Annotated in this window: 19 protein-coding genes and 1 pseudogene; 10 read left to right on the forward strand and 10 right to left on the reverse strand. The window is 41.4% G+C overall.

Going from position 1 to position 17,700, the window contains the following annotated elements; all coding sequences use genetic code 11:
• Positions 1-134: 134 nt before the first annotated feature.
• On the reverse strand, positions 135-491 hold the full coding sequence (locus O9334_RS10870; protein WP_152606975.1) for a hypothetical protein: 357 nt from the start codon (positions 489-491) through the stop codon (positions 135-137).
• A 101-nt stretch (positions 492-592) separates the two neighbouring features.
• Entirely contained in the window at positions 593-1,237 is a 645-nt protein-coding gene (gene pdxH, locus O9334_RS10875) for a pyridoxamine 5'-phosphate oxidase (RefSeq protein ID WP_002802042.1), read from the reverse strand.
• Between the two features lie 51 nt (positions 1,238-1,288).
• On the opposite strand from pdxH, the gene O9334_RS10880 reads away from it, so the two are divergent.
• From O9334_RS10880 to O9334_RS10890, 3 genes are all read left to right on the forward strand, one after another.
• Complete coding sequence (locus O9334_RS10880; RefSeq protein WP_288000272.1) at positions 1,289-2,059, forward strand: segregation/condensation protein A; 771 nt, start codon at positions 1,289-1,291, stop codon at positions 2,057-2,059.
• A gap of 942 nt (positions 2,060-3,001) precedes the next feature.
• Entirely contained in the window at positions 3,002-4,456 is a 1,455-nt protein-coding gene (locus tag O9334_RS10885; protein WP_002778098.1) for a DNA methyltransferase, read from the forward strand.
• A 37-nt stretch (positions 4,457-4,493) separates the two neighbouring features.
• Positions 4,494-5,600, forward strand: a complete 1,107-nt coding sequence (locus O9334_RS10890; RefSeq protein WP_288000273.1) for a hypothetical protein — start codon at positions 4,494-4,496, stop codon at positions 5,598-5,600.
• Between the two features lie 309 nt (positions 5,601-5,909).
• Here the strand turns inward: O9334_RS10890 and tadA are convergent, their stop codons facing one another.
• Positions 5,910-6,398 carry a tRNA adenosine(34) deaminase TadA gene (tadA, locus tag O9334_RS10895; protein WP_012268032.1) on the reverse strand — a complete coding sequence of 163 codons (489 nt, stop codon included), beginning with the start codon at positions 6,396-6,398 and terminating at the stop codon, positions 5,910-5,912.
• Positions 6,383-6,700 (reverse strand): glutaredoxin 3, encoded by a 318-nt coding sequence (grxC, locus tag O9334_RS10900; RefSeq protein ID WP_002751734.1) that lies wholly within the window; start codon positions 6,698-6,700, stop codon positions 6,383-6,385. Before grxC ends, tadA begins: the two co-directional genes overlap by 16 nt.
• A 148-nt stretch (positions 6,701-6,848) precedes the next feature.
• Between grxC and O9334_RS10905 the strand changes: the two genes are divergently transcribed.
• The 4 genes from O9334_RS10905 to ccmS all read left to right on the forward strand — a co-directional run bounded on the left by O9334_RS10905 (position 6,849) and on the right by ccmS (position 9,720).
• Complete coding sequence (locus tag O9334_RS10905) at positions 6,849-7,409, forward strand: 5-formyltetrahydrofolate cyclo-ligase (RefSeq protein WP_045358182.1); 561 nt, start codon at positions 6,849-6,851, stop codon at positions 7,407-7,409.
• A gap of 146 nt (positions 7,410-7,555) precedes the next feature.
• On the forward strand, positions 7,556-7,873 hold the full coding sequence (locus O9334_RS10910; protein WP_045358181.1) for a slr1957 family protein: 318 nt from the start codon (positions 7,556-7,558) through the stop codon (positions 7,871-7,873).
• 251 nt (positions 7,874-8,124) lie between these two features.
• The gene (locus O9334_RS10915; RefSeq protein ID WP_288000274.1) at positions 8,125-9,138 is read left to right on the forward strand and encodes an aldo/keto reductase; all 1,014 of its coding nucleotides are present in this window, start codon (positions 8,125-8,127) and stop codon (positions 9,136-9,138) included.
• Positions 9,139-9,279: 141 nt separating this feature from the next.
• On the forward strand, positions 9,280-9,720 hold the full coding sequence (gene ccmS / locus O9334_RS10920; RefSeq protein ID WP_045358177.1) for a beta-carboxysome assembly chaperone CcmS: 441 nt from the start codon (positions 9,280-9,282) through the stop codon (positions 9,718-9,720).
• On the opposite strand, the gene nagA is transcribed toward ccmS, so the two are convergent.
• Entirely contained in the window at positions 9,676-10,827 is a 1,152-nt protein-coding gene (gene nagA / locus O9334_RS10925; protein ID WP_045358176.1) for an N-acetylglucosamine-6-phosphate deacetylase, read from the reverse strand. The two genes, ccmS and nagA, sit on opposite strands and share 45 nt — an antisense overlap.
• 365 nt (positions 10,828-11,192) lie before the next feature.
• Here nagA and O9334_RS10930 point away from each other — a divergent pair, with 365 nt between their 5' ends.
• The 3 genes from O9334_RS10930 to O9334_RS10940 all read left to right on the forward strand — a co-directional run bounded on the left by O9334_RS10930 (position 11,193) and on the right by O9334_RS10940 (position 13,512).
• Positions 11,193-11,987, forward strand: coding sequence for a metallophosphoesterase family protein (locus tag O9334_RS10930; protein WP_045358174.1), 795 nt, complete (start codon positions 11,193-11,195; stop codon positions 11,985-11,987).
• A gap of 78 nt (positions 11,988-12,065) precedes the next feature.
• Entirely contained in the window at positions 12,066-12,884 is an 819-nt protein-coding gene (locus tag O9334_RS10935; RefSeq protein ID WP_288000275.1) for a SirB1 family protein, read from the forward strand.
• A gap of 163 nt (positions 12,885-13,047) precedes the next feature.
• Positions 13,048-13,512, forward strand: a complete 465-nt coding sequence (locus tag O9334_RS10940) for a VOC family protein (RefSeq protein ID WP_288000276.1) — start codon at positions 13,048-13,050, stop codon at positions 13,510-13,512.
• Here O9334_RS10940 and O9334_RS10945 read toward each other — a convergent pair.
• From O9334_RS10945 to O9334_RS10965, 5 genes and pseudogenes are all read right to left on the reverse strand, one after another.
• Positions 13,509-14,276, reverse strand: coding sequence for a TspO-related membrane protein (locus tag O9334_RS10945; RefSeq protein ID WP_045358170.1), 768 nt, complete (start codon positions 14,274-14,276; stop codon positions 13,509-13,511). The two genes, O9334_RS10940 and O9334_RS10945, sit on opposite strands and share 4 nt — an antisense overlap.
• Before the next feature lie 3 nt (positions 14,277-14,279).
• On the reverse strand, positions 14,280-14,759 hold the full coding sequence (gene fabZ, locus O9334_RS10950) for a 3-hydroxyacyl-ACP dehydratase FabZ (protein WP_002762366.1): 480 nt from the start codon (positions 14,757-14,759) through the stop codon (positions 14,280-14,282).
• Between the two features lie 519 nt (positions 14,760-15,278).
• Complete coding sequence (locus O9334_RS10955) at positions 15,279-16,418, reverse strand: SpoIID/LytB domain-containing protein (protein ID WP_190381366.1); 1,140 nt, start codon at positions 16,416-16,418, stop codon at positions 15,279-15,281.
• Positions 16,419-16,794: 376 nt separating this feature from the next.
• Positions 16,795-17,289 (reverse strand): annotated as a pseudogene (locus tag O9334_RS10960) (Coq4 family protein); the annotation flags it as partial.
• Between the two features lie 94 nt (positions 17,290-17,383).
• Positions 17,384-17,700, reverse strand: a 317-nt coding sequence (locus O9334_RS10965) for a type II toxin-antitoxin system PemK/MazF family toxin (RefSeq protein WP_502846540.1), incomplete at its 5' end; no start/stop codon positions are given.

The following is a 17,700-nucleotide window of genomic DNA, read 5'->3' on the forward strand; positions in this document are numbered from 1 at the left end:
GTGACACTGTACCTAATACGACTGCACACCGCTATAAGCTAGTGAGGTACACATATTTTTCTTCCCTTTTGACTTTTGCCTCTTGCCTTTTGCCTAAAACCCATAACTTTTGTACCTCAGCAGACTGAAAAACGCTATAGGGACTGATTGCGATAGGAAGAAGATTTTAAAGAAGCGGATATAACGGGTTTAGGTTCAGGATCAAGACCGTGTTTTTCTAATATCTCACACCATTCGGGATTGTCATAAACCCTGGCCAAAGATTCAGCTTCTAAAGATGCCGGACGATCTCTAATTGGATGTTGAGATTGTACCCCAATCACTAACCCATTATAAACAATTGCTGATCTATCGTTTTTCTGAGACTTTAGGGCAGAGGGATTGCCTTTCTCCAATTGATATAATAGCCCAACCCGATCGCTAAGGAAAGCGCGGGTTGGGAAAAGACATCGACCTAGTATTATCTCAAGACTAAAATGACTTTTAGTCAAAGGATTTAGCCAAAGCAAAATGATTTTAATCTTTCCATAGTTTTTCCAAGAAATTGAATTAGCATCGAGCTATTTTGCCAATACAAGGTGTCAAGATAAAACTAAGGGGCTAAACGTTGCCTTTGCCAACTGCCATCTTCTTGACGATAATAACAGAGACGATCATGGAGACGACTGGGGCGACCTTGCCAGAACTCGATTAAACTAGGAATTAGGCGAAAACCGCCCCAATGAGGAGGACGGGGAACTTCACGACCCGCATATTCTTCTTTTAGTTCTGTCAAGCGTTTTTCGAGGATATCCCGACCGGAAATCACTTCACTTTGATTGGAGGCCCAGGCCCCTAAACGGGATTCCCAGGGACGGACAAAAAAGTAATTATCCGATTCCTCCTCGCTGATTTTTTCTACAGTTCCCTCGATCCTAATTTGCCGTTGCAATTCTCCCCACCAAAACACTAGGGCCGCATTGGGATTGGCGATTAATTCCTGTCCTTTGGCGCTTTGGTAGTTGGTAAAGAGAACAAAACCGCGAGGATCGAAGTCTTTTAACAGTACCATGCGGGCCCGGGGTTTGCCCTCCGGGGAAATAGTGGCTAAAGTCATAGCGTTGGGTTCTAATCTTCCCGAAGATACCGCCCGTTCTAGCCATTGTTTAAATACAATGAAAGGATCGGCAGATGTTTCTGACTCTAGCAATTCTTCGAGATTGTAGTCCAAGCGCAGGTCAGCGATCGATATGTCCATGGTTTTGCTTGCTAAATTCTATCCTTTGAGATCCTACAAGATTCTACAATCATGACTATCACCTCGGCCAGTGATGCGATCGCCTCTCTTTTAGAAATGGCGGAACAGGGAGAAATTGACCCCTGGGATGTGCAGGTTATTGATGTGATCGATCGCTTTTTGGCAGAATTGGGGTTATTAAATGATCTAGATTTAGCCATGGCCCAAGCTAATTTACCCCAATCGGGACAGGCTTTTTTATGGGCTTCTATGTTAGTTTTATTTAAGGCTGATACCCTAGAAAGATTGTCTTTAGACCAGCAAGAAGAAAGTCTGATTGATGAGGAAATTAGCGAGTTAGAACGGGAATTAAGAACTTTACCCCGTTATCTAGAAAATCATATTCGCCGTCGTACTGCCGCCCCACCACCGCGAAAAAGACGGGTAACTTTGCAGGAGTTAATCACTCAATTACAACAGATTGCCCTAGAAATTGAAGCTTTACCGAAACTGCCTGTAGTTGTCCCGAAACCCCGGCCCCAATCCCGACGGGAAGCGCTACAAATTATCACGGAATTGGCCCACCAAGAAAACCTGACGGAATTGGCAGCGGAACTGGACTTTTTTTTGCAGAGAAAGTTTTTTCAATTGGAGAAAAAGGAGATAGAGTTTGAGTATTTATTAGATTTATGGCAAGCAGAAAAGCCCTCTAGTCACTCGGCAACACAGGAAAAGGTGGCGATTTTTTGGGCTTTACTTTTACTGGCTTCTCAATCAAAAGTGGAATTAAAACAAGAGGATTTTTATCAGGATTTAACTATTGCTTTAATTAGGGTTGGCTGAAAAAGTTTTTCGTGGGGGCGGGGTGTGGCCCCCCCAACCCCCCCCGACATCGGGGGGGTTGGGTGTGGGGTGTAGGGTTTTACCGATTTTGAGGACGTTCGGCGAGCTCAGTCGAGTGGACGGTGAGCCTGTCGAACCGCCGGGGTCAATTACCTAATTTTCAGGGAAAAAGTACCTGAATTTTCCCCCCGATCACTCCCAGTCCCGGAAATTTTTGATGGGAAAAAAGTCTAAAAGTTTTATCCAACAAGGTTTTTAGATTTATTCAGCCAGCCCTAATTAAAAACCAATAGCGACGGCAGCCTAACTAGACCGTTGTAAATTTTTGTTACGAAGCGCAGTCAGATCGAAGAATCGGTGCTATACCCGCAGGAAAAAAGCTTATGTTATTTCAGCTGATTGTCAGGAATCCAGCTAAAGGACGTTGTTTGCAGTACGCTAATCTAGCTAACAGGCTTCTGAGTTTGATATAGGGAAAAGTTCGGCTCGATCACGCCAAAACGGGGTGATATGCTCAAAGTTTCCACATATCCTTACTCTGAGGATTGTTATCGGTCAAGTTTCTGTATAAGTAGTCGTGCAAAATTAATTTCCTAGTCGAGACAGGAGACAGGAGACAGGAGACAGGAGACAGGAGACGGTCGTCGGGAGACGGGAGACGGGAGACGGTCGTCGGGAGACGGGAGACGGGAGACAGCTATTAGGGATCGGATTTGAGTTTTCAGTTCACTGTTTCCTCACACCAGAAGTCTGACGGAGTAGTGGCTTAGATGTGTAATTAATTTTGCTTAGGTACTTAATCAATAGTTGGGCGGTAAGCATAAACCACAGCTACTAGGCATTTAGAGTGCTTGCCCTTCAAGTATGTGGACTACAAGTAGTGTAGCCAGGAATGAAAACTTATATAATACCCTAGATATAGCAATCAACATAAAGTTCCCTATGGCTGCAACAACCGTCAAAGATATTAGCAATCCTGATACATATAAAGGTTTGTACTCATTCCACAAATATTGGGGTAAGAAGCCGACCGAGAGCATTTCTTTTTTTATACAAAACTATACAAGTATCACTGATATAGTTCTTGATCCTTTTTTAGGTTCAGGTCTAATTAGCCGAGAATGTTTATCTCAGAAAAGAAGGTTTATTGGAATTGATATTAATCCATTTTCAGTTGAACACACAAAGTTTCTATTAGAGCTGCCAGAAGCCACATCATTTCGTGAGACTTTCAAGAGTGTTGAAACTAATATCAAGCAGAAAATTAATGATACATACCGTACCAGTAATGGAAAGATTGCATCTCATTACCTATGGAATGGCAAAAACCTCTCAAAGATATGGATTAAACCAGAGGTAGGTAGAAGTAGAATTGAAATCGAACCAAATGAGTTTGATTGGGAAAATTTCAACTCGTTTTCTCAGTATTCAGTTCGTAATATTAGAGAGGCAATTTTTTTCACAAACTCTAGAATTAATTCTAACAACCAGATGTCCATCTATGATTTATTTACTAGCAGGTCTTTACATAATATTGATCTGATACTCGATGAAGTAAAAACACTTCCTGATACGCTTAAACGAGCTTTCTTGTTAACTCTTACTTCCTCCTCGGGGCAAATGTCATCTATGGTGTTTGCAATTACTAATAGAGGGAAAGCTAAGAAACAAGTTTCTAATAAGATTGAAGTTGGAAGCTGGGTTATTGGTTACTGGCGACCGCACTTACACTTTGAGATCAATGTTTGGAATTGTTTTGAAAGTAGAGCCAACAAATTACACAAGACTTTGCTTAACATTGGCAGACGTGAACATCCACAATGCGAGTCGATAAACAGACTTTTAGAAAGTACTCAAGGTGCCTTGATTCTTAATGAGGATTGCTTGAGCGTGATGAAAACCATACCTGAGAAAACCATAAAGCTAATTTGTACCGATCCACCTCATAGTGATAGGATTCCCTACCTTGAGTTAAGCGAGATGTGGAATTCTATCTTAAATGAGAAAGTATGTTTTGAAAAAGAGATCATTGTTTCTAATGCCAAGGAAAGAAACAAAAAGAAAGATGAATATATTAAACAGATGAAACTATTCATCAATGAAGCGAGCCGTGTCCTTACTGATGAGGGAATATTCTTAATGTATTTTAATGCGCGCGATAAGCAAAGCTGGAGGTTTCTAGAGGTTCTCGAAAACAGTTCTGATTTAAACTTTGTCGGTACTTTCCCTATGGAATACTCTGCAAATTCGGTAGTTCAGGATAATAGGAAAGGCGGGTTGAAGACAGATTATGTTCTTGTACTTGTTAAAAAGAGATTCAATATTAAGTTCCAGCATAGGCTAGATGAAATCCCAGGATGGTCAGCTTCACTACCAAAAGTGGGTTTGGAACCATGAAATTTGACGAGATAAATAAAAGCTTTAAGAATTGATTATGAAAGATTTCACTTATTGGAAAAAACTACATGACGGCAATAATTTATTAGAGTTCAACACTGACTCTACTGGTCAGTTATGGCTGAAGATCAAATCAATTGTAAGAAGGGAGTTGTTATCAGAATTCACTGAGAGATTCTCCCTGAATTTAATTTCTACTAGCTTGAATGGGCAGTTTGAAGAGCTATTCTCTCTATTGAAGGATAATCCAACCGAAGCACATCGAAAATTAGATGCTTACATTAGAGAGAAAAATACACAACAATTACAATGCTTAAATCAGGAAGCGTTAGTTTCTGAGTTGTATAAGTTGAAAACATTTGAGTGGGGAGGAGATTATCAGAACTCTTTAGATAAATATTTGGTAACTCATTATGTAAAGGCAATTTCATCTTACGATGTATTAATATCTAAATTTGAAAAAGAGATAAATCGTGCTGTTCAGGGTTATGTGTTGAATAGTTGGTATAATCATTGGTCTAGTATTTTAATTGAACATCTCTTCAAATCTCATCCATCTGTTTTACCTACTGTTGGACAAATTAAAAGTGTAGATTTCTTTATTCAAAACTTGCCTTTTGATCTAAAGGTTACATATTTTCCCGCAGAATACCTAAAGTTAAAGAGGAGAGAGAAAGGTCTTCCTGTAGAACTCACGTTTCTTAAGCAGAAAGCACGAGAGCTTGCGATAACCTTTGATAAATCGGCAAAACCTTCTGATCTTTACTACGAGATAACTGAAAAATTAAAAGATAGAGATGACGATTTATCTTTAGATGTTTTAAACCAACTAAAGTCTCAGAATCTATCGATTGTTGGTGAAACACAGCAAAATCCAAGAACACTAATTAAGTGGTTATATGAAAATCAAGGAGAAATGCGTTTTGGTTCAGAAAATCGTTTATTTCTTGTCTTGATTGATACGAGGGACTTCTCAAATTCTTGGAAGCTCAAAAGAAATCTCGATATTTTAGCACCTGCGATAAATTCTTTTCTTGCTGATTTCAGATCAAAGACAATATCCGCTCTAACAATAGATTTTCGTTATCCTGGTAAGCCACAAACATTTAGTCCATTATCAGATGTAATTTTTGTTGTGAAATAAGTTGCTTTCTCTTGGGAACTATGAACAACAGCGAGAGCCGATCTGGTAGAGTGCGTCAGGTGAAAGAGATGTATAGAGTCGTCTAAGTTTAATCACTTGATCCCGTGAAATTATGAGAATTAAATAAATTACAGTTAAGCATCTTTTTGTCATATTTGACCAGAGAATTAACCTCAACATTGAGTAAAGAATAACTATTATTTATGGTAAAAATTGCTGCGAAAAAAACTCAACACTGCGATTAGTCAATGTTTTTTTTAATTGAGAGTCTGATGCAATAAACCGTCCCGAGAATTACTCAAATTTTTCTCATCTTTTTTTCTCAAACCATGTTTGTAATAATTCCCCCGATTCCTTAGCTAAAATTCCCGCGATTACCGGTAAACGATGGTTAGAAAAAGGACTATCAATAAAATTAGCCACAGTGCGGATAACTCCTGTTTTCGGATCGTCAGCACCGTACACTAATAATCCTAGCCTAGCCTGAATAATTGCCCCGGCACACATGGGACAGGGTTCGAGGGTGACGTAGAGGGTACAATCATTTAAGTGCCAATTGCCTAAAACTTGACTAGCGGCACGAATCGCCAGAATTTCAGCGTGAGCGGTGGGATCATGGTGTTTTTCCTTGCAATTAGCCCCTTGAGCGATTAAATGTCCCTGTTTATCCACGATAACCGCTCCCACAGGTACATCACCCCGATCCCCCGCAGTTGCCGCTAAATTTAAAGCTAACTGCATCCATTGCCGATGTTTCTCATAGGCTTTTTCATCAATAGACTTTAGATAGTCCCACATTTAGCCAGTAAATTATCTAATTTTTTCTGACCATCCAAAGCATACAAATCATCACAACCACCGATATGTTCATTATTAATAAAAATCTGTGGTACACTGCGTTTACCGTTGGACCGTTCGGCCATGGCTTGACGTGCGCTTTCATCCCCATCGATCTTGTATTCGGTGTATTTTACTCCTTTCCAACCCAGCAACCATTTGGCCCGAATACAGTAGGGACAAGTTGCCCAAGTATAAATTTCCACATTGGCCTTGATATTCTCGTTATAACGCCCAAAAAGCGAGTTAAATAGATTTAGCATCGTTCTTACTAAGTAGTTAGGTGTTAAAAACTGTCAGATTCCCCCCTTAATAAGGGGGGATTAAGGGGGGATTAAGGGGGGATTAAGGGGGGATCCATCTTCAATTTAATTATAACCAGCTACTTACTCTCCTATTTATCTTTATTTTATGGATTCTGCTACCAAAAAAGCCCAATTACGCAAACAACTAATTACCCAAAGACGAACGCTTCCTAAGCATATTTGGCAAGAAAATAGTCAGCAACTTTGCAAAAATTTACAATCTTTCCCCCTCTTTCAACACGCTAAAACCATTCTCGCTTACTTCAGTTATCGTCAAGAGCCGGATTTAAGTTCCTTATTTTGTCAACACCATCGCTGGGGTTTTCCCCGTTGTGACGGAGATAGCCTGACTTGGCACTGTTGGACTGCCGACGATCCCCTAGAATTAAATCGTTATGGCATCTATGAACCAACAGCGATCGCCCCTCTCATTTTACCTGCCGAAGTGGACTTACTATTAATTCCCGCCGTCGCCTGTGATCGCCAAGGTTATCGCTTAGGTTACGGGGGGGGTTATTTTGATCGTCTCTTACATTCCCCCGAATGGCAAGCTATCCCCTCGATCGGGATTGTCTTTGACTTTGCCTATCTCGATACCCTTCCCCTCGATACTTGGGACCAAAAATTACAGGCAATCTGTACCGAATCGAGAACCGAAATTTTTTAACAATTATTTCCCTATTCCCTCACACCCAATCCCCAGATATATTAAGTTTTATTGAATCCGATCGACCCTTAAGATAGCTTTGCTAGGATGAAATTCACATCAGGAGATGTTTATAGTAATCACCGGAAAAAGTCAACAGGGAAGCAATGAAACACTTTCACGAACCATGGATTCAAGAATGGTGTCAAGAAAACGGCTGGACAGAGCTATTTCTCGAACGCTACAGTAATTATTGGGCATTCCCTCCCAATGCCGTGATGCCAGAACCAATTCCCACCAAAGTGTTACAAAAAATTAAGCGCCAAAAAGGTCTATCCCCTGCCGAAAAACTTTGGTTAGGAATGGCGATCGGATTGACTGTGACAGCTTTAATTCTCTGTGTCATCCTCGCTTGTCCTATGCCTATAGTTCTCGCTTTCGCTTTTGATGCTGTCACCGCAGCGCGATTGGAAGTGGAATATTAACCAGGCAAAAATTGAGCAGCAAAAACCCAAAAAGGGGGAGATTTTTGCGAAGGTCTTCCCCTTTGCAGCGTTTTTCCAGACAGGGACGATCGATCTGTCTTGAATCAGTAATCGGTGATCAGTGGTCAGTAGGAGAATAGAATATTAAGTGAGCAGTATTCAATGACAGTTTTCTGCTGTCTTTTCACTGATTACTGTTTACTGTTTACTGGACGGCTACGCCGTGCCTTTGGCAACACTGAAAAGTCCCCATGTCCGAATCTCGTCGCTTACAGTTTACCCCCGATCTGGAAATTTGCCGTATTTTGAACGGAATGTGGCAGGTTTCAGGCGCCCATGGTTCGATCGCACCCCAAAAAGCGATCCCTAGTATGTTCTCCTATCTAGATGCCGGTTTCACCACTTGGGATCTGGCCGATCATTACGGTCCGGCCGAAGATTTTATCGGTGAATTTCGTCGTCAATTAGTTGCCCAAAGGGGCATTGATGCTTTAAATAATCTGCAAGCTTTCACTAAATGGGTTCCCCGTCCGGGTAAAATGACTAAGGAAATAGTCGCAAAAAATATCGCTATTTCCCTGCGTCGTATGGATGTGGATAGTCTCGATTTATTGCAGTTTCACTGGTGGGATTATCGCGATAAAAATTATCTAGATGCCTTATATTTTTTAGGAGAATTACAACAGGAAGGCAAAATTAAACACCTGGCATTGACTAATTTCGACACGGAACATTTAAAAATTATTCTCAGCACCGGGATTAAAATAGTCTCCAATCAAGTCCAGTTTTCTCTAATCGATCGCCGTCCCCTCGTCAAAATGGCACAATTTTGCCAAGAACATAACATCTATCTACTCGCCTATGGTACTCTAGCAGGAGGCTTATTAGGGGCAAAATATCTCGGTCATCCTGAACCCAATCCCATGAGTCTCAATACCGCTAGTTTACGGAAATATAAAAACATGATCAATGCTTGGGGAAACTGGCAATTATTCCAAGAATTATTAACCGTTCTTAAAGCGATCGCTGATTCCTATCATGTCACCATTCCTAATGTGGCAGTGCGTTACGTTCTCGAACAAAAAGCCGTAGCTGGGGCAATTATCGGGGTGCGTTTGGGCGTTGCCGAACATATCGCAGAAAATGCCCGTATTTTCGATTTTCAATTATCTGCCCAAGACTATCAAAAAATTGATCATGTCTTGCAAAAATCCCGGGATTTATTGCAGTTAATTGGTGATTGCGGTGATGAGTACCGTCGTTAAGTGGGTAGGTGTTAAAAATTGTCAGCTTCCCCCCCTTATTAAGGGGGGACTAAGGGGGGATCGGCACACCCCTTATCAAGGACTGATAACTGATAACTGATAACTGAAGACTGATAACTGATAACTGAAAAGAGGCTAATGATGAGATTTGAACAACCAATCCCCGATGATCCCGCTAATCAATGGCGCTATCAATTAGATCAATTCGTGCAAGAAAATCAACAGGAATTAGCCGGTTTAATGTGGGGGTTACTCTCGGAATGGGGAGAAGATGCTCAAGAAACCCTGGGCATCGATCTTAAACCTCAGCCCCATTTTGTCTGTTGTTCTAGGGAGGCTCTAGAGAAATTAAATCGCCAGGTTAATCGCAAAATTCAAGAGATGCTTGGGATTATTTATCGCTATAATCCCAGCGAAGAAGTGGCTATAGTTGCTATCGGTGATGGTCAGGTAAAATTGATTTATTTTCAACCCGATCTTTCCCCTCCTGAATGTTTTGATCGCCTCGAAGTGGCTCTCGATACCCTCATTCAACAGTTAGAGTACAAAATGCTGGCGGAAATCCAATCTTTCCCAATTTGATGCCGATTGCCAGCGCAAAAAGTTGGCAGGTTGTCCCACCGATAAACCCGCTAATCCGATCGCTTTTCTGGGGGATTCTGTCCCTAGAAGAATCGCCGTTTCTAAATCACATATTCCCCAGTTAACTAAATTGGCTACTCCTTGTAATAAGGGTAAGGTTGTTCCCGCTAAAGTACCGTCAAAAAGTCTTGCTGTTCCCTGTTTAACTTCAATTTCTCTCTCATCCCAGGGATAGACACCATCACCTAAACCGATCGGCGCTAAAGCATCACTAACTAAGAAAATTCCTCGATGATAATTACTGGCTTTTAGTAATAATTCTATCATGGTTGGATGGATGTGTTGACCATCGGCAATTAACCCACAATACACATCGGGATTGATAATTGCTTCCCCTAATAACCCCGGTTGACGATGGTGTAAAGGAGGCATGGCATTGAAGGCATGAGTAACCATTTTTGCACCCTGTAAAAAGGCTTTTTTGGCTATTTCTTGACTCGCTTGCGAATGTCCTAAGCTGACGGTAATCCCTCGATCGCTTAGGTATTTAATCACCATACCGCTACTATCTAATTCTGGGGCTAGGGTGATAATTTTTACGATCGATAAGTAGTCCCCAAAGATTTTATCTATTGTTTCCATACTTGGGTTTAAAAGATATTGTCCCGGATGCGCCCCCCTTTTTTCATAGTTTAAAAATGGTCCCTCTAAATGTACTCCTAAAACCTGCGCGCTCCCTCGATTTTCCTGTTTCTGTTTCTCGATATATTTGGCAATTACTGAGAGGGATTTTTGAAATTTCTCCACAGACGTGGTGACTAAGGTGGGAAGATAACCATCAATTCCTTGATTCCCAAGATAATCGCTAATCTTATCTAACTTTTCTAGATCTGTTATTTCTAAGTCGGGAAATGCTAATCCTAACCCTCCGTTGATCTGTAAATCTACTCCTCCCAACGATAGCCAATCCCCTTCCATATCGATAATCTTTTCCCCTCTTGTCTTTCCCCCCATCTCCGTGATTCTCTCGATCTTTCCAGCAGCATTTATCTCTATTTGTTGTCGATCCTGATGGGCGGGAATTCTAGCGTTAATTAGGGTTATCATAGAAGCAGAAATCTAATTTTTTTTGATTATAATCTCAAAAAAAAACTTTTTTTTTGATGATGCTTGACAAGTGTGCATTTTTTTGAGATACTTTTTTATATAATGGGAATCTTTGCGTGTAACAATAATTGCTTAAGTCCAATTATATAAAAACTGATCATAAAAAAATCATACCATAACCTGTCCGCTCCCTGTCCAGAGATTGCCAAAATACTTTACAAAACAATTACAGCCTTTCTCTGGCGGTTCTTAGAAGGGAGTGACTGTCAGAGGGAAAGCTTTGTCCTATAATAAAATTAAGACTACATAAAAACTACTTTTTTAGCGATAAAAGAGTAGCAATCTCATTGATTAGAGAGGGGTGTGTGTTTTTTAGAAAAATAGGGAAACAGACTCAAGAACCGCGCCGTATTATTATCGGAGATGTGCATGGCAGTTTTCAGGCACTTTTGCGACTATTAAACCGAGTTGCCCCTGATAGTAAAGATGAGGTTTATTTTCTGGGAGATTTAATCGATCGAGGACAGCAGAGCTTAGAAGTGGTGGATTTTGTCATCAAAAATAACTACCAATGTCTCCTAGGAAATCATGAATATATGCTCTTAAAAGCTTTGGCAGGAAAAGAAGTTTCTGAAAAATGGTTAAACGGCTGGATCGAGAGTGGCGGGGCGGCGACACTACTAAGTTATAATAACAATATACCCGCTGAGCATATCAATTGGTTCCAATCCCTACCCGCTTATTTAGACCTAGGAGATATTTGGTTAGTTCATGCGGGAGTACACCCAGAATATCCCCTTGAACAGCAAACAAACGAGCAGTTTTGTTGGATTAGAAACGAATTTCATACCATGACCCAAGCCTATTTCAAGGATAAACTAATTATCACAGGTCATACTTTAACCTTTACCTTTCCCGATGTCAAACCGGGGCAACTGGCTCGCGGCAGCGGTTGGCTAGACATTGAAACTGGGGTTTATCATCCTCAAAGTGGTTGGTTAACTGCTTTAGATTGGACAAATCAATTAGTTTATCAAGTGCAGAATCAAAATAAAAATTGTCGCACGATCCCTTTAGAAAAAGCGGTAGTTAATCTAGACCTTGACAAGATTACTCGCTACTTCTCCCGGGAAAGCTCATCTAAATCACTGAATCTTTAATGGTGATCAGAAAAGAGAAGCGATAAAACCGGAAAGATCGGTTAAAATAGTTGATAATCTGATTAATACCCTTTGCTAATGACCCTTGAACTCTTATACAAAGCCTTCATCGAAACAATTCAACATCCTGATCCCGAGATAAATCTAGCTCGGGCAGCCCTGCAAATAGCCAATTTTGAATATCCTTACCTCAATATTGATCACTATTTAAATAGAATAAATTTAATGGCTGACGAGGTAAAAAAACGTTTACCCGATAGATTATATCCTTTAAAAATAGTCAATATTATCAATCAATATTTGTTTGAAGATTTACAATTTACCGGTAATACCCAAGACTACTATGACCCCCGCAATAGCTACTTAAATAACGTAATTGATCGCCGCACGGGTATTCCGCTCACTCTCTCGATTATCTACTTAGAGATTGCCAAACAGATCGATTTTCCCATGGTAGGAATTGGTATGCCGGGCCATTTTATTATCCGTCCCGATTTCGAGGAAGTGGAAATTTTTGTCGATCCCTTTCACGGTGGTGAAATCTTATTTAAACAGGACTGTCAAGAAAGATTAAGTCAAGTTTATCAACAGCCAGTTAAATTAGAAGAACATTTTCTCAATATTGCTACCAATCAGCAAATTTTATTACGTTTGCTGACTAATTTAAAATATATTTACCTGAATCGTCAACAATGGTCTCAGACAATTCGGACACTAGATCTGCTACTTTTGCTCATTCCTAATCATCCCCTAGAGCTGCGCGATCGAGGTTTAGTTTACTATCAAATTGGACAACTCAGCCAAGCACAACAGGATTTAGGCTTCTATCTTGCCCTCCTACCCAACGCCCAAGATGCGGAATCCATTCGGCAATTATTGCAAAAAATTAACTCTTAAGTCGCCAATCAGTTATCAGTTATCAGTTATCAGTTATCAGTTAGCGGTATTAAATGAGGAGTATTAAATGACATTAATAGTGCTATCTTTTCACTGATTACTGATTACTGATTACTGTTCACTGAAAAATCCCCCAATCCTTTACTGATAACTGATAACTAAAATGACTATTAGCCCTTCCGTAACCGCGAAAAAACTCAAAATCGGTCAACTGCGAAAAGTCCATCATATCGCTTTCAACGTCAAAGATATGGAGGCTTCTCGTCATTTTTATGGGGAAATTTTAGGCTTAGAGGAATTAGTGGGGGAAAAAATTCCCACCACCTTAAAAGAATTAGTTGCCCAGGGAAAAGTGGTCAATTTTATCACCCCCGATGGTACAGTAATTGACCTATTTTGGGAACCAGATTTAAACCCTCCCGACGACAATCCCGAAATCCCTTTTACCCGTGCCAACCATTTAGCCTTCGATATTGCCCCCGAAGGCTTCGATTTTGCCCTAGAAGTGCTACAAAGTCAGGGAATTACCATTGCTAGTGGACCCGTGACCCGTCCCACTGGGAGAGGGGTTTACTTCTACGATCCCGATGGCTTTATCGTCGAAATTCGCTGTGATCCCGCATCTTAACGACTCAGAGGACGAAAACTGCGACTAAAAACCAGAAAAGTTAGGATAATCGCTAATATAATCGCTGTTACCGCAATTAGAGGCAGAGAAATCTGTTTAACAGCGATCGCCAAGAAAGCCCAGATAAACACCCCGATAAAAGCCCGATCTTTTCGGTTTAAACCGACTAAAATCGCAATTATCGCCCCAATAACTAGAATTATTACCGTCCAGATCTGGTCAGTTAGACCCCATCGCTGCCAGTCGATCCAATCTAGCACCGAAGCGACGTTGACAATCGTGGCTACGGTAATCCAAGCGAAATAAATACTAATAGGAGCATTAACTAATAAACCCTGTTTACGATTGACAATAAAGCGATTAATTTCTAAGCGAAGATAAAGCCGGATGAGAGGAATTAAAATGCCTAGCATTGCCAGTAAAGACAGGGTAAAAAAACGAGATTGAAAGAGAATTACCCAGAGAATCTGACAAGCACTAGCGATGGCTAATTCGTAGCCTAACCGACGCAAACGCGGTTCAGTTTTATTGAAAGCCAAAGCTTGGTAAATTCCCAGACTAATTAAACCCAGATAGATTAATCCCCAGATAGCAAAAGCATAATTAGCGGGAATAATTAAGACATCTTGAAAAACTGTATTCGAGATAGCCCCGATATTTTCGCCGTTGAGAGGGAAAATATTAGCGAAAATATTGGTAATAAAAGCCCCTAGAATGGCAAATAAATTTAGTTCTTGTCGGAGACGATCTCGATCAAAATTCATAGGTCAATCAAAGATGGAAAACATCATTTCGCCCTGGGCGGCCAATTGCCCATCGACTCTTGCTTCCCCTTGCATTTTAGCAATTTTATTCATCTTGAAGGATAATAATTCCACCGTCATGATCAATTGATCCCCTGGCACCACGGGACGACGAAAACGGGTTTTATCAATGCCAGCGAAGGCAAAAAATTTTCCTTTCATCCCAGGTAATTGGGTCAAAATCACTCCCCCCACTTGGGCCATAGATTCAACAATTAACACCCCCGGCATCAAGGGACGATTGGGAATATGACCGGGGAAAAAAGGCTCGTTGATCGTGACATTTTTTAGGCCAACGGCTTTTTTACCTGGTACATAGTCAATAATACGATCGACTAGGGCAAAGGGATAACGATGGGGCAGTAGTTGGCGAATTTCCTCGACGGTAAAGGTAGTTTTTATGACTGGTTCCAACTCGGTTAAGGCTTCGGTAACGATGGTCATGCAAGTCAAAAATTACAAGTGAGATCAGACATTATCTCACAATCAGTGATCGGCTTCTGAAGGCAAGAGGCAACAGGCACTCGTGCAAAAGACAGAACGTAGGTGGGGTTGAAGCATGAAACCCAACGCCCGCATAGTTTACGCTACCGCTAACCCATCCTACAAATAATTGTGCCTCCCTACTTAGGGCTTGCTGAATAAATCTAAAAACCTTGTTGGATAAGACTTTTAGGCCTTTGGTCAATCAAAAATTACCGGATATGGGAGTGATTGGGGGGGGAAATTCAGGTACTTTTCCCCTGAAAATTAGGTAATTGGCCACCTCAAAACTGGTAAAACCCTACACCCCACACCCAACCCCCCCGATGTCGGGGGGGTTGGGGGGGCCACACCCTGCCCCCACCAACAAACTTTTTCAGCAAACCCTACTTAGCTTAACCAATTAGGTTTTAGATTCAATCCTTGTTATCAGTTCACTGTTTACTGTTTACTGTTCACTTGAAATGGCTGACAGCCTTTTTAATTGGGCATTTCAGTTAAACGAGCATTTTGATAATAATGGCTGAGAATGCGGTCATAAGTCACCCCTTGGTCAGCGAGGGAAAAAGCACCCCATTGACTTAAACCGATCCCATGACCGAAACCGCGACCATTAATGGCAAAAGTACCGTTATTAGCTGAAATCGTGAATAGGGTACTACGCAGCTCGAGTATTCGCCGTAATTGGGTATCAGAGATTAATTTAGAGCCTTGATCGCCTACCACACGCATTCTAATCACTCGTCCGTGGGGAGTGGTCCTTTCGGGAGATAGCGATCGCACGCGACCGACACCACCGATTAAACGGCCTAATTCACTGGCACTAAAGTTTTTTGACCATTGAAATACCGGTGCGACTTGATCGTAATCGACGACACCGCGCAGGTAGGGTAAGGGGGAATTCCAAACATCTTCGACATTTTCTGTATGACCCCCAGAGGAGGAGTGAAACACCGCTAGAATCGGTTTGCCGTTGAAGCTCATAATCTGTCCGGCGGTGGCCTCAACTGCCTCGTGGGTGGTAGTAAACTCGCTTTCTAGACCCTTATAAACTTGGGTGCGGGTGGTAGTATCAAGATCGTAGATGCGATTGCCGGAAGTATTCATTTGGTAGAGAGCATAGGTGCGCGCCGCCACGGATTGGGCTTTTAAGGCCTCTTGCGGCCAGGAGGGAATCGCTTCCGCACCGACGACACTATAGAGATATTCCTCTAAATCGACTAAATTTAGGGCTGTCACCCCAGAACCCTGGCGAATGATCCTTGTTCGTCCTCGATACCAGCGATCGTTAATCCAGACGTAACCATCATTCCCCGGTTCGATGAGCAATTGACTGGCCTGCCAATCGGCCAAACCCACCGCTTTTCCTCTGGGATTAGCATTGAGGGCATTCATGGCGGTCAATTCTCCTAAGACTCTGCCGGCCCCATCTTTCACCACAGCATCGGTGGAACTGCCCACGGAGACGGCACTAACACCTTTACTGATGGCAATGCGTAATTCGACAGCAGCTTGGACTGGAGCGATAATCAAAGCCCAAAAAACTAGGACGAGCCAGCTATGGGCAGGCAGGCGCTGCAGGTAACTACCCAGCAGCCTTGCTGTGTGTTTATTGGTCATGGGGATCGGACTCCTCACACAATCGATCGATAATCAATTTTACCCGGACTGGGATTTTTTTGCTACTCCGGTTCAGAAAAATTTTTCCTCCATCACTTTTTCCCGATTGTCTGACAATTTTTCTATCCTCTGTACCCTGAATGGGCAAATTGCCTTATTTTATCCGATTAATCGGGATTTATTCCAGTTAGTCGATTATTCTAACTAGGGAGGCGTTAAAAATTATCATATTTCCCCCCTTATCAAGGCGGGATTAAGGGTAGGGTTGATTCATGAATCAACCCTACTATGAATAAACCCTAGGATTAAGAGGGGATCAAAGACAAAATCCATCTTCAATTTAATTCTAACCACTTACTTAAGTAGTCCAGCAAAATTAATTTTCTAGGTTCGAGTGGACAATCGCCAATTCTTGCCGCCAAACTACCAGGGATTTCTCCCAAGCTAGTTCCCATTTTTGCGCTAAAAAAGGTCGAGTATTTTTGCCCAAATTATAGGCGATGACAATCTCTTCCCAGAGAGAATGTAAGGAAAGTGGGGAAGAAAATAAAGCTCCCAATAATCCCCCTAAAAGTATGACAATAGCTAGAGGGCGACGAGTTTGACTTAATTCAAAAGCTTTCAGTTGCAATTCTCCCATGCCATCGACACCAAAACCCGTGACTATATGCCAGATATCGTGATTTTGCCGTAGGCGAAGCAGCAGATAATCTGTATCAGAATTGACCTGAATAGACCGATAAAAATTAGGATCAAAATTGAGACTAATTAGGTGAGTAGCATAATGATAACCCTGGGAATCCTCTGGGAGTTTCAGCAGGGTTTCTAAACAGGGACTAGCGGCCAGATATCTTTGGGCAATTATTTGAGCGGTAGCTCGATCGCTTTTTTTATAATTTTATATTTTATAACCCCCTATTATTCGAGTTCTTGAGGTTCAATAACCAACTTAATTCCCTGAATAATTAATTTGATTTTTTTCCGAGAAAGTCTTCCGATAGACTCCGTGGCTCTTCTGGTTTCTGTGTGGAAACGAGGTCTATACTGATAGTTTCTTCAGCAAAATAGCAATAAAAGTCTTGCCTGATAAGTATTTCACGATTCCATAAGCAAAAATTATCACACAAAGTCGAGAAGAGCCACTCCGTTAAAAGACGCTTATCAACCGTGAAAACCTGTGAAACATTAACAACACTGGATTCAGGTAAATTCCCTTCACCCTCATTCAATAAAACATTACCAATAGCTTTTGCTCGTCTCAAATTGGTTGTTAATGGACACA

It is taken from the genome of Microcystis sp. LE19-8.1F (assembly GCF_027531715.1).
GTDB classification, from domain to species: Bacteria; Cyanobacteriota; Cyanobacteriia; order Cyanobacteriales; family Microcystaceae; genus Microcystis; species Microcystis wesenbergii_A.

Bases quoted from the DNA above. Each gene is read 5' to 3' on its own strand.
- pdxH (WP_002802042.1), bottom strand. From the start codon at position 1,237: ATGGACATATCGATCGCTGACCTGCGCTTGGACTACAATCTCGAAGAA.
- O9334_RS10880 (WP_288000272.1), top strand. From the start codon at position 1,289: ATGACTATCACCTCGGCCAGTGATGCGATCGCCTCTCTTTTAGAAATG.
- O9334_RS10885 (WP_002778098.1), top strand. From the start codon at position 3,002: ATGGCTGCAACAACCGTCAAAGATATTAGCAATCCTGATACATATAAA.
- O9334_RS10890 (WP_288000273.1), top strand. From the start codon at position 4,494: ATGAAAGATTTCACTTATTGGAAAAAACTACATGACGGCAATAATTTA.
- tadA (WP_012268032.1), bottom strand. From the start codon at position 6,398: ATGTGGGACTATCTAAAGTCTATTGATGAAAAAGCCTATGAGAAACAT.
- grxC (WP_002751734.1), bottom strand. From the start codon at position 6,700: ATGCTAAATCTATTTAACTCGCTTTTTGGGCGTTATAACGAGAATATC.
- O9334_RS10905 (WP_045358182.1), top strand. From the start codon at position 6,849: ATGGATTCTGCTACCAAAAAAGCCCAATTACGCAAACAACTAATTACC.
- O9334_RS10910 (WP_045358181.1), top strand. From the start codon at position 7,556: ATGAAACACTTTCACGAACCATGGATTCAAGAATGGTGTCAAGAAAAC.
- O9334_RS10915 (WP_288000274.1), top strand. From the start codon at position 8,125: ATGTCCGAATCTCGTCGCTTACAGTTTACCCCCGATCTGGAAATTTGC.
- ccmS (WP_045358177.1), top strand. From the start codon at position 9,280: ATGAGATTTGAACAACCAATCCCCGATGATCCCGCTAATCAATGGCGC.
- nagA (WP_045358176.1), bottom strand. From the start codon at position 10,827: ATGATAACCCTAATTAACGCTAGAATTCCCGCCCATCAGGATCGACAA.
- O9334_RS10935 (WP_288000275.1), top strand. From the start codon at position 12,066: ATGACCCTTGAACTCTTATACAAAGCCTTCATCGAAACAATTCAACAT.
- O9334_RS10940 (WP_288000276.1), top strand. From the start codon at position 13,048: ATGACTATTAGCCCTTCCGTAACCGCGAAAAAACTCAAAATCGGTCAA.
- O9334_RS10945 (WP_045358170.1), bottom strand. From the start codon at position 14,276: ATGAATTTTGATCGAGATCGTCTCCGACAAGAACTAAATTTATTTGCC.
- fabZ (WP_002762366.1), bottom strand. From the start codon at position 14,759: ATGACCATCGTTACCGAAGCCTTAACCGAGTTGGAACCAGTCATAAAA.
- O9334_RS10955 (WP_190381366.1), bottom strand. From the start codon at position 16,418: ATGACCAATAAACACACAGCAAGGCTGCTGGGTAGTTACCTGCAGCGC.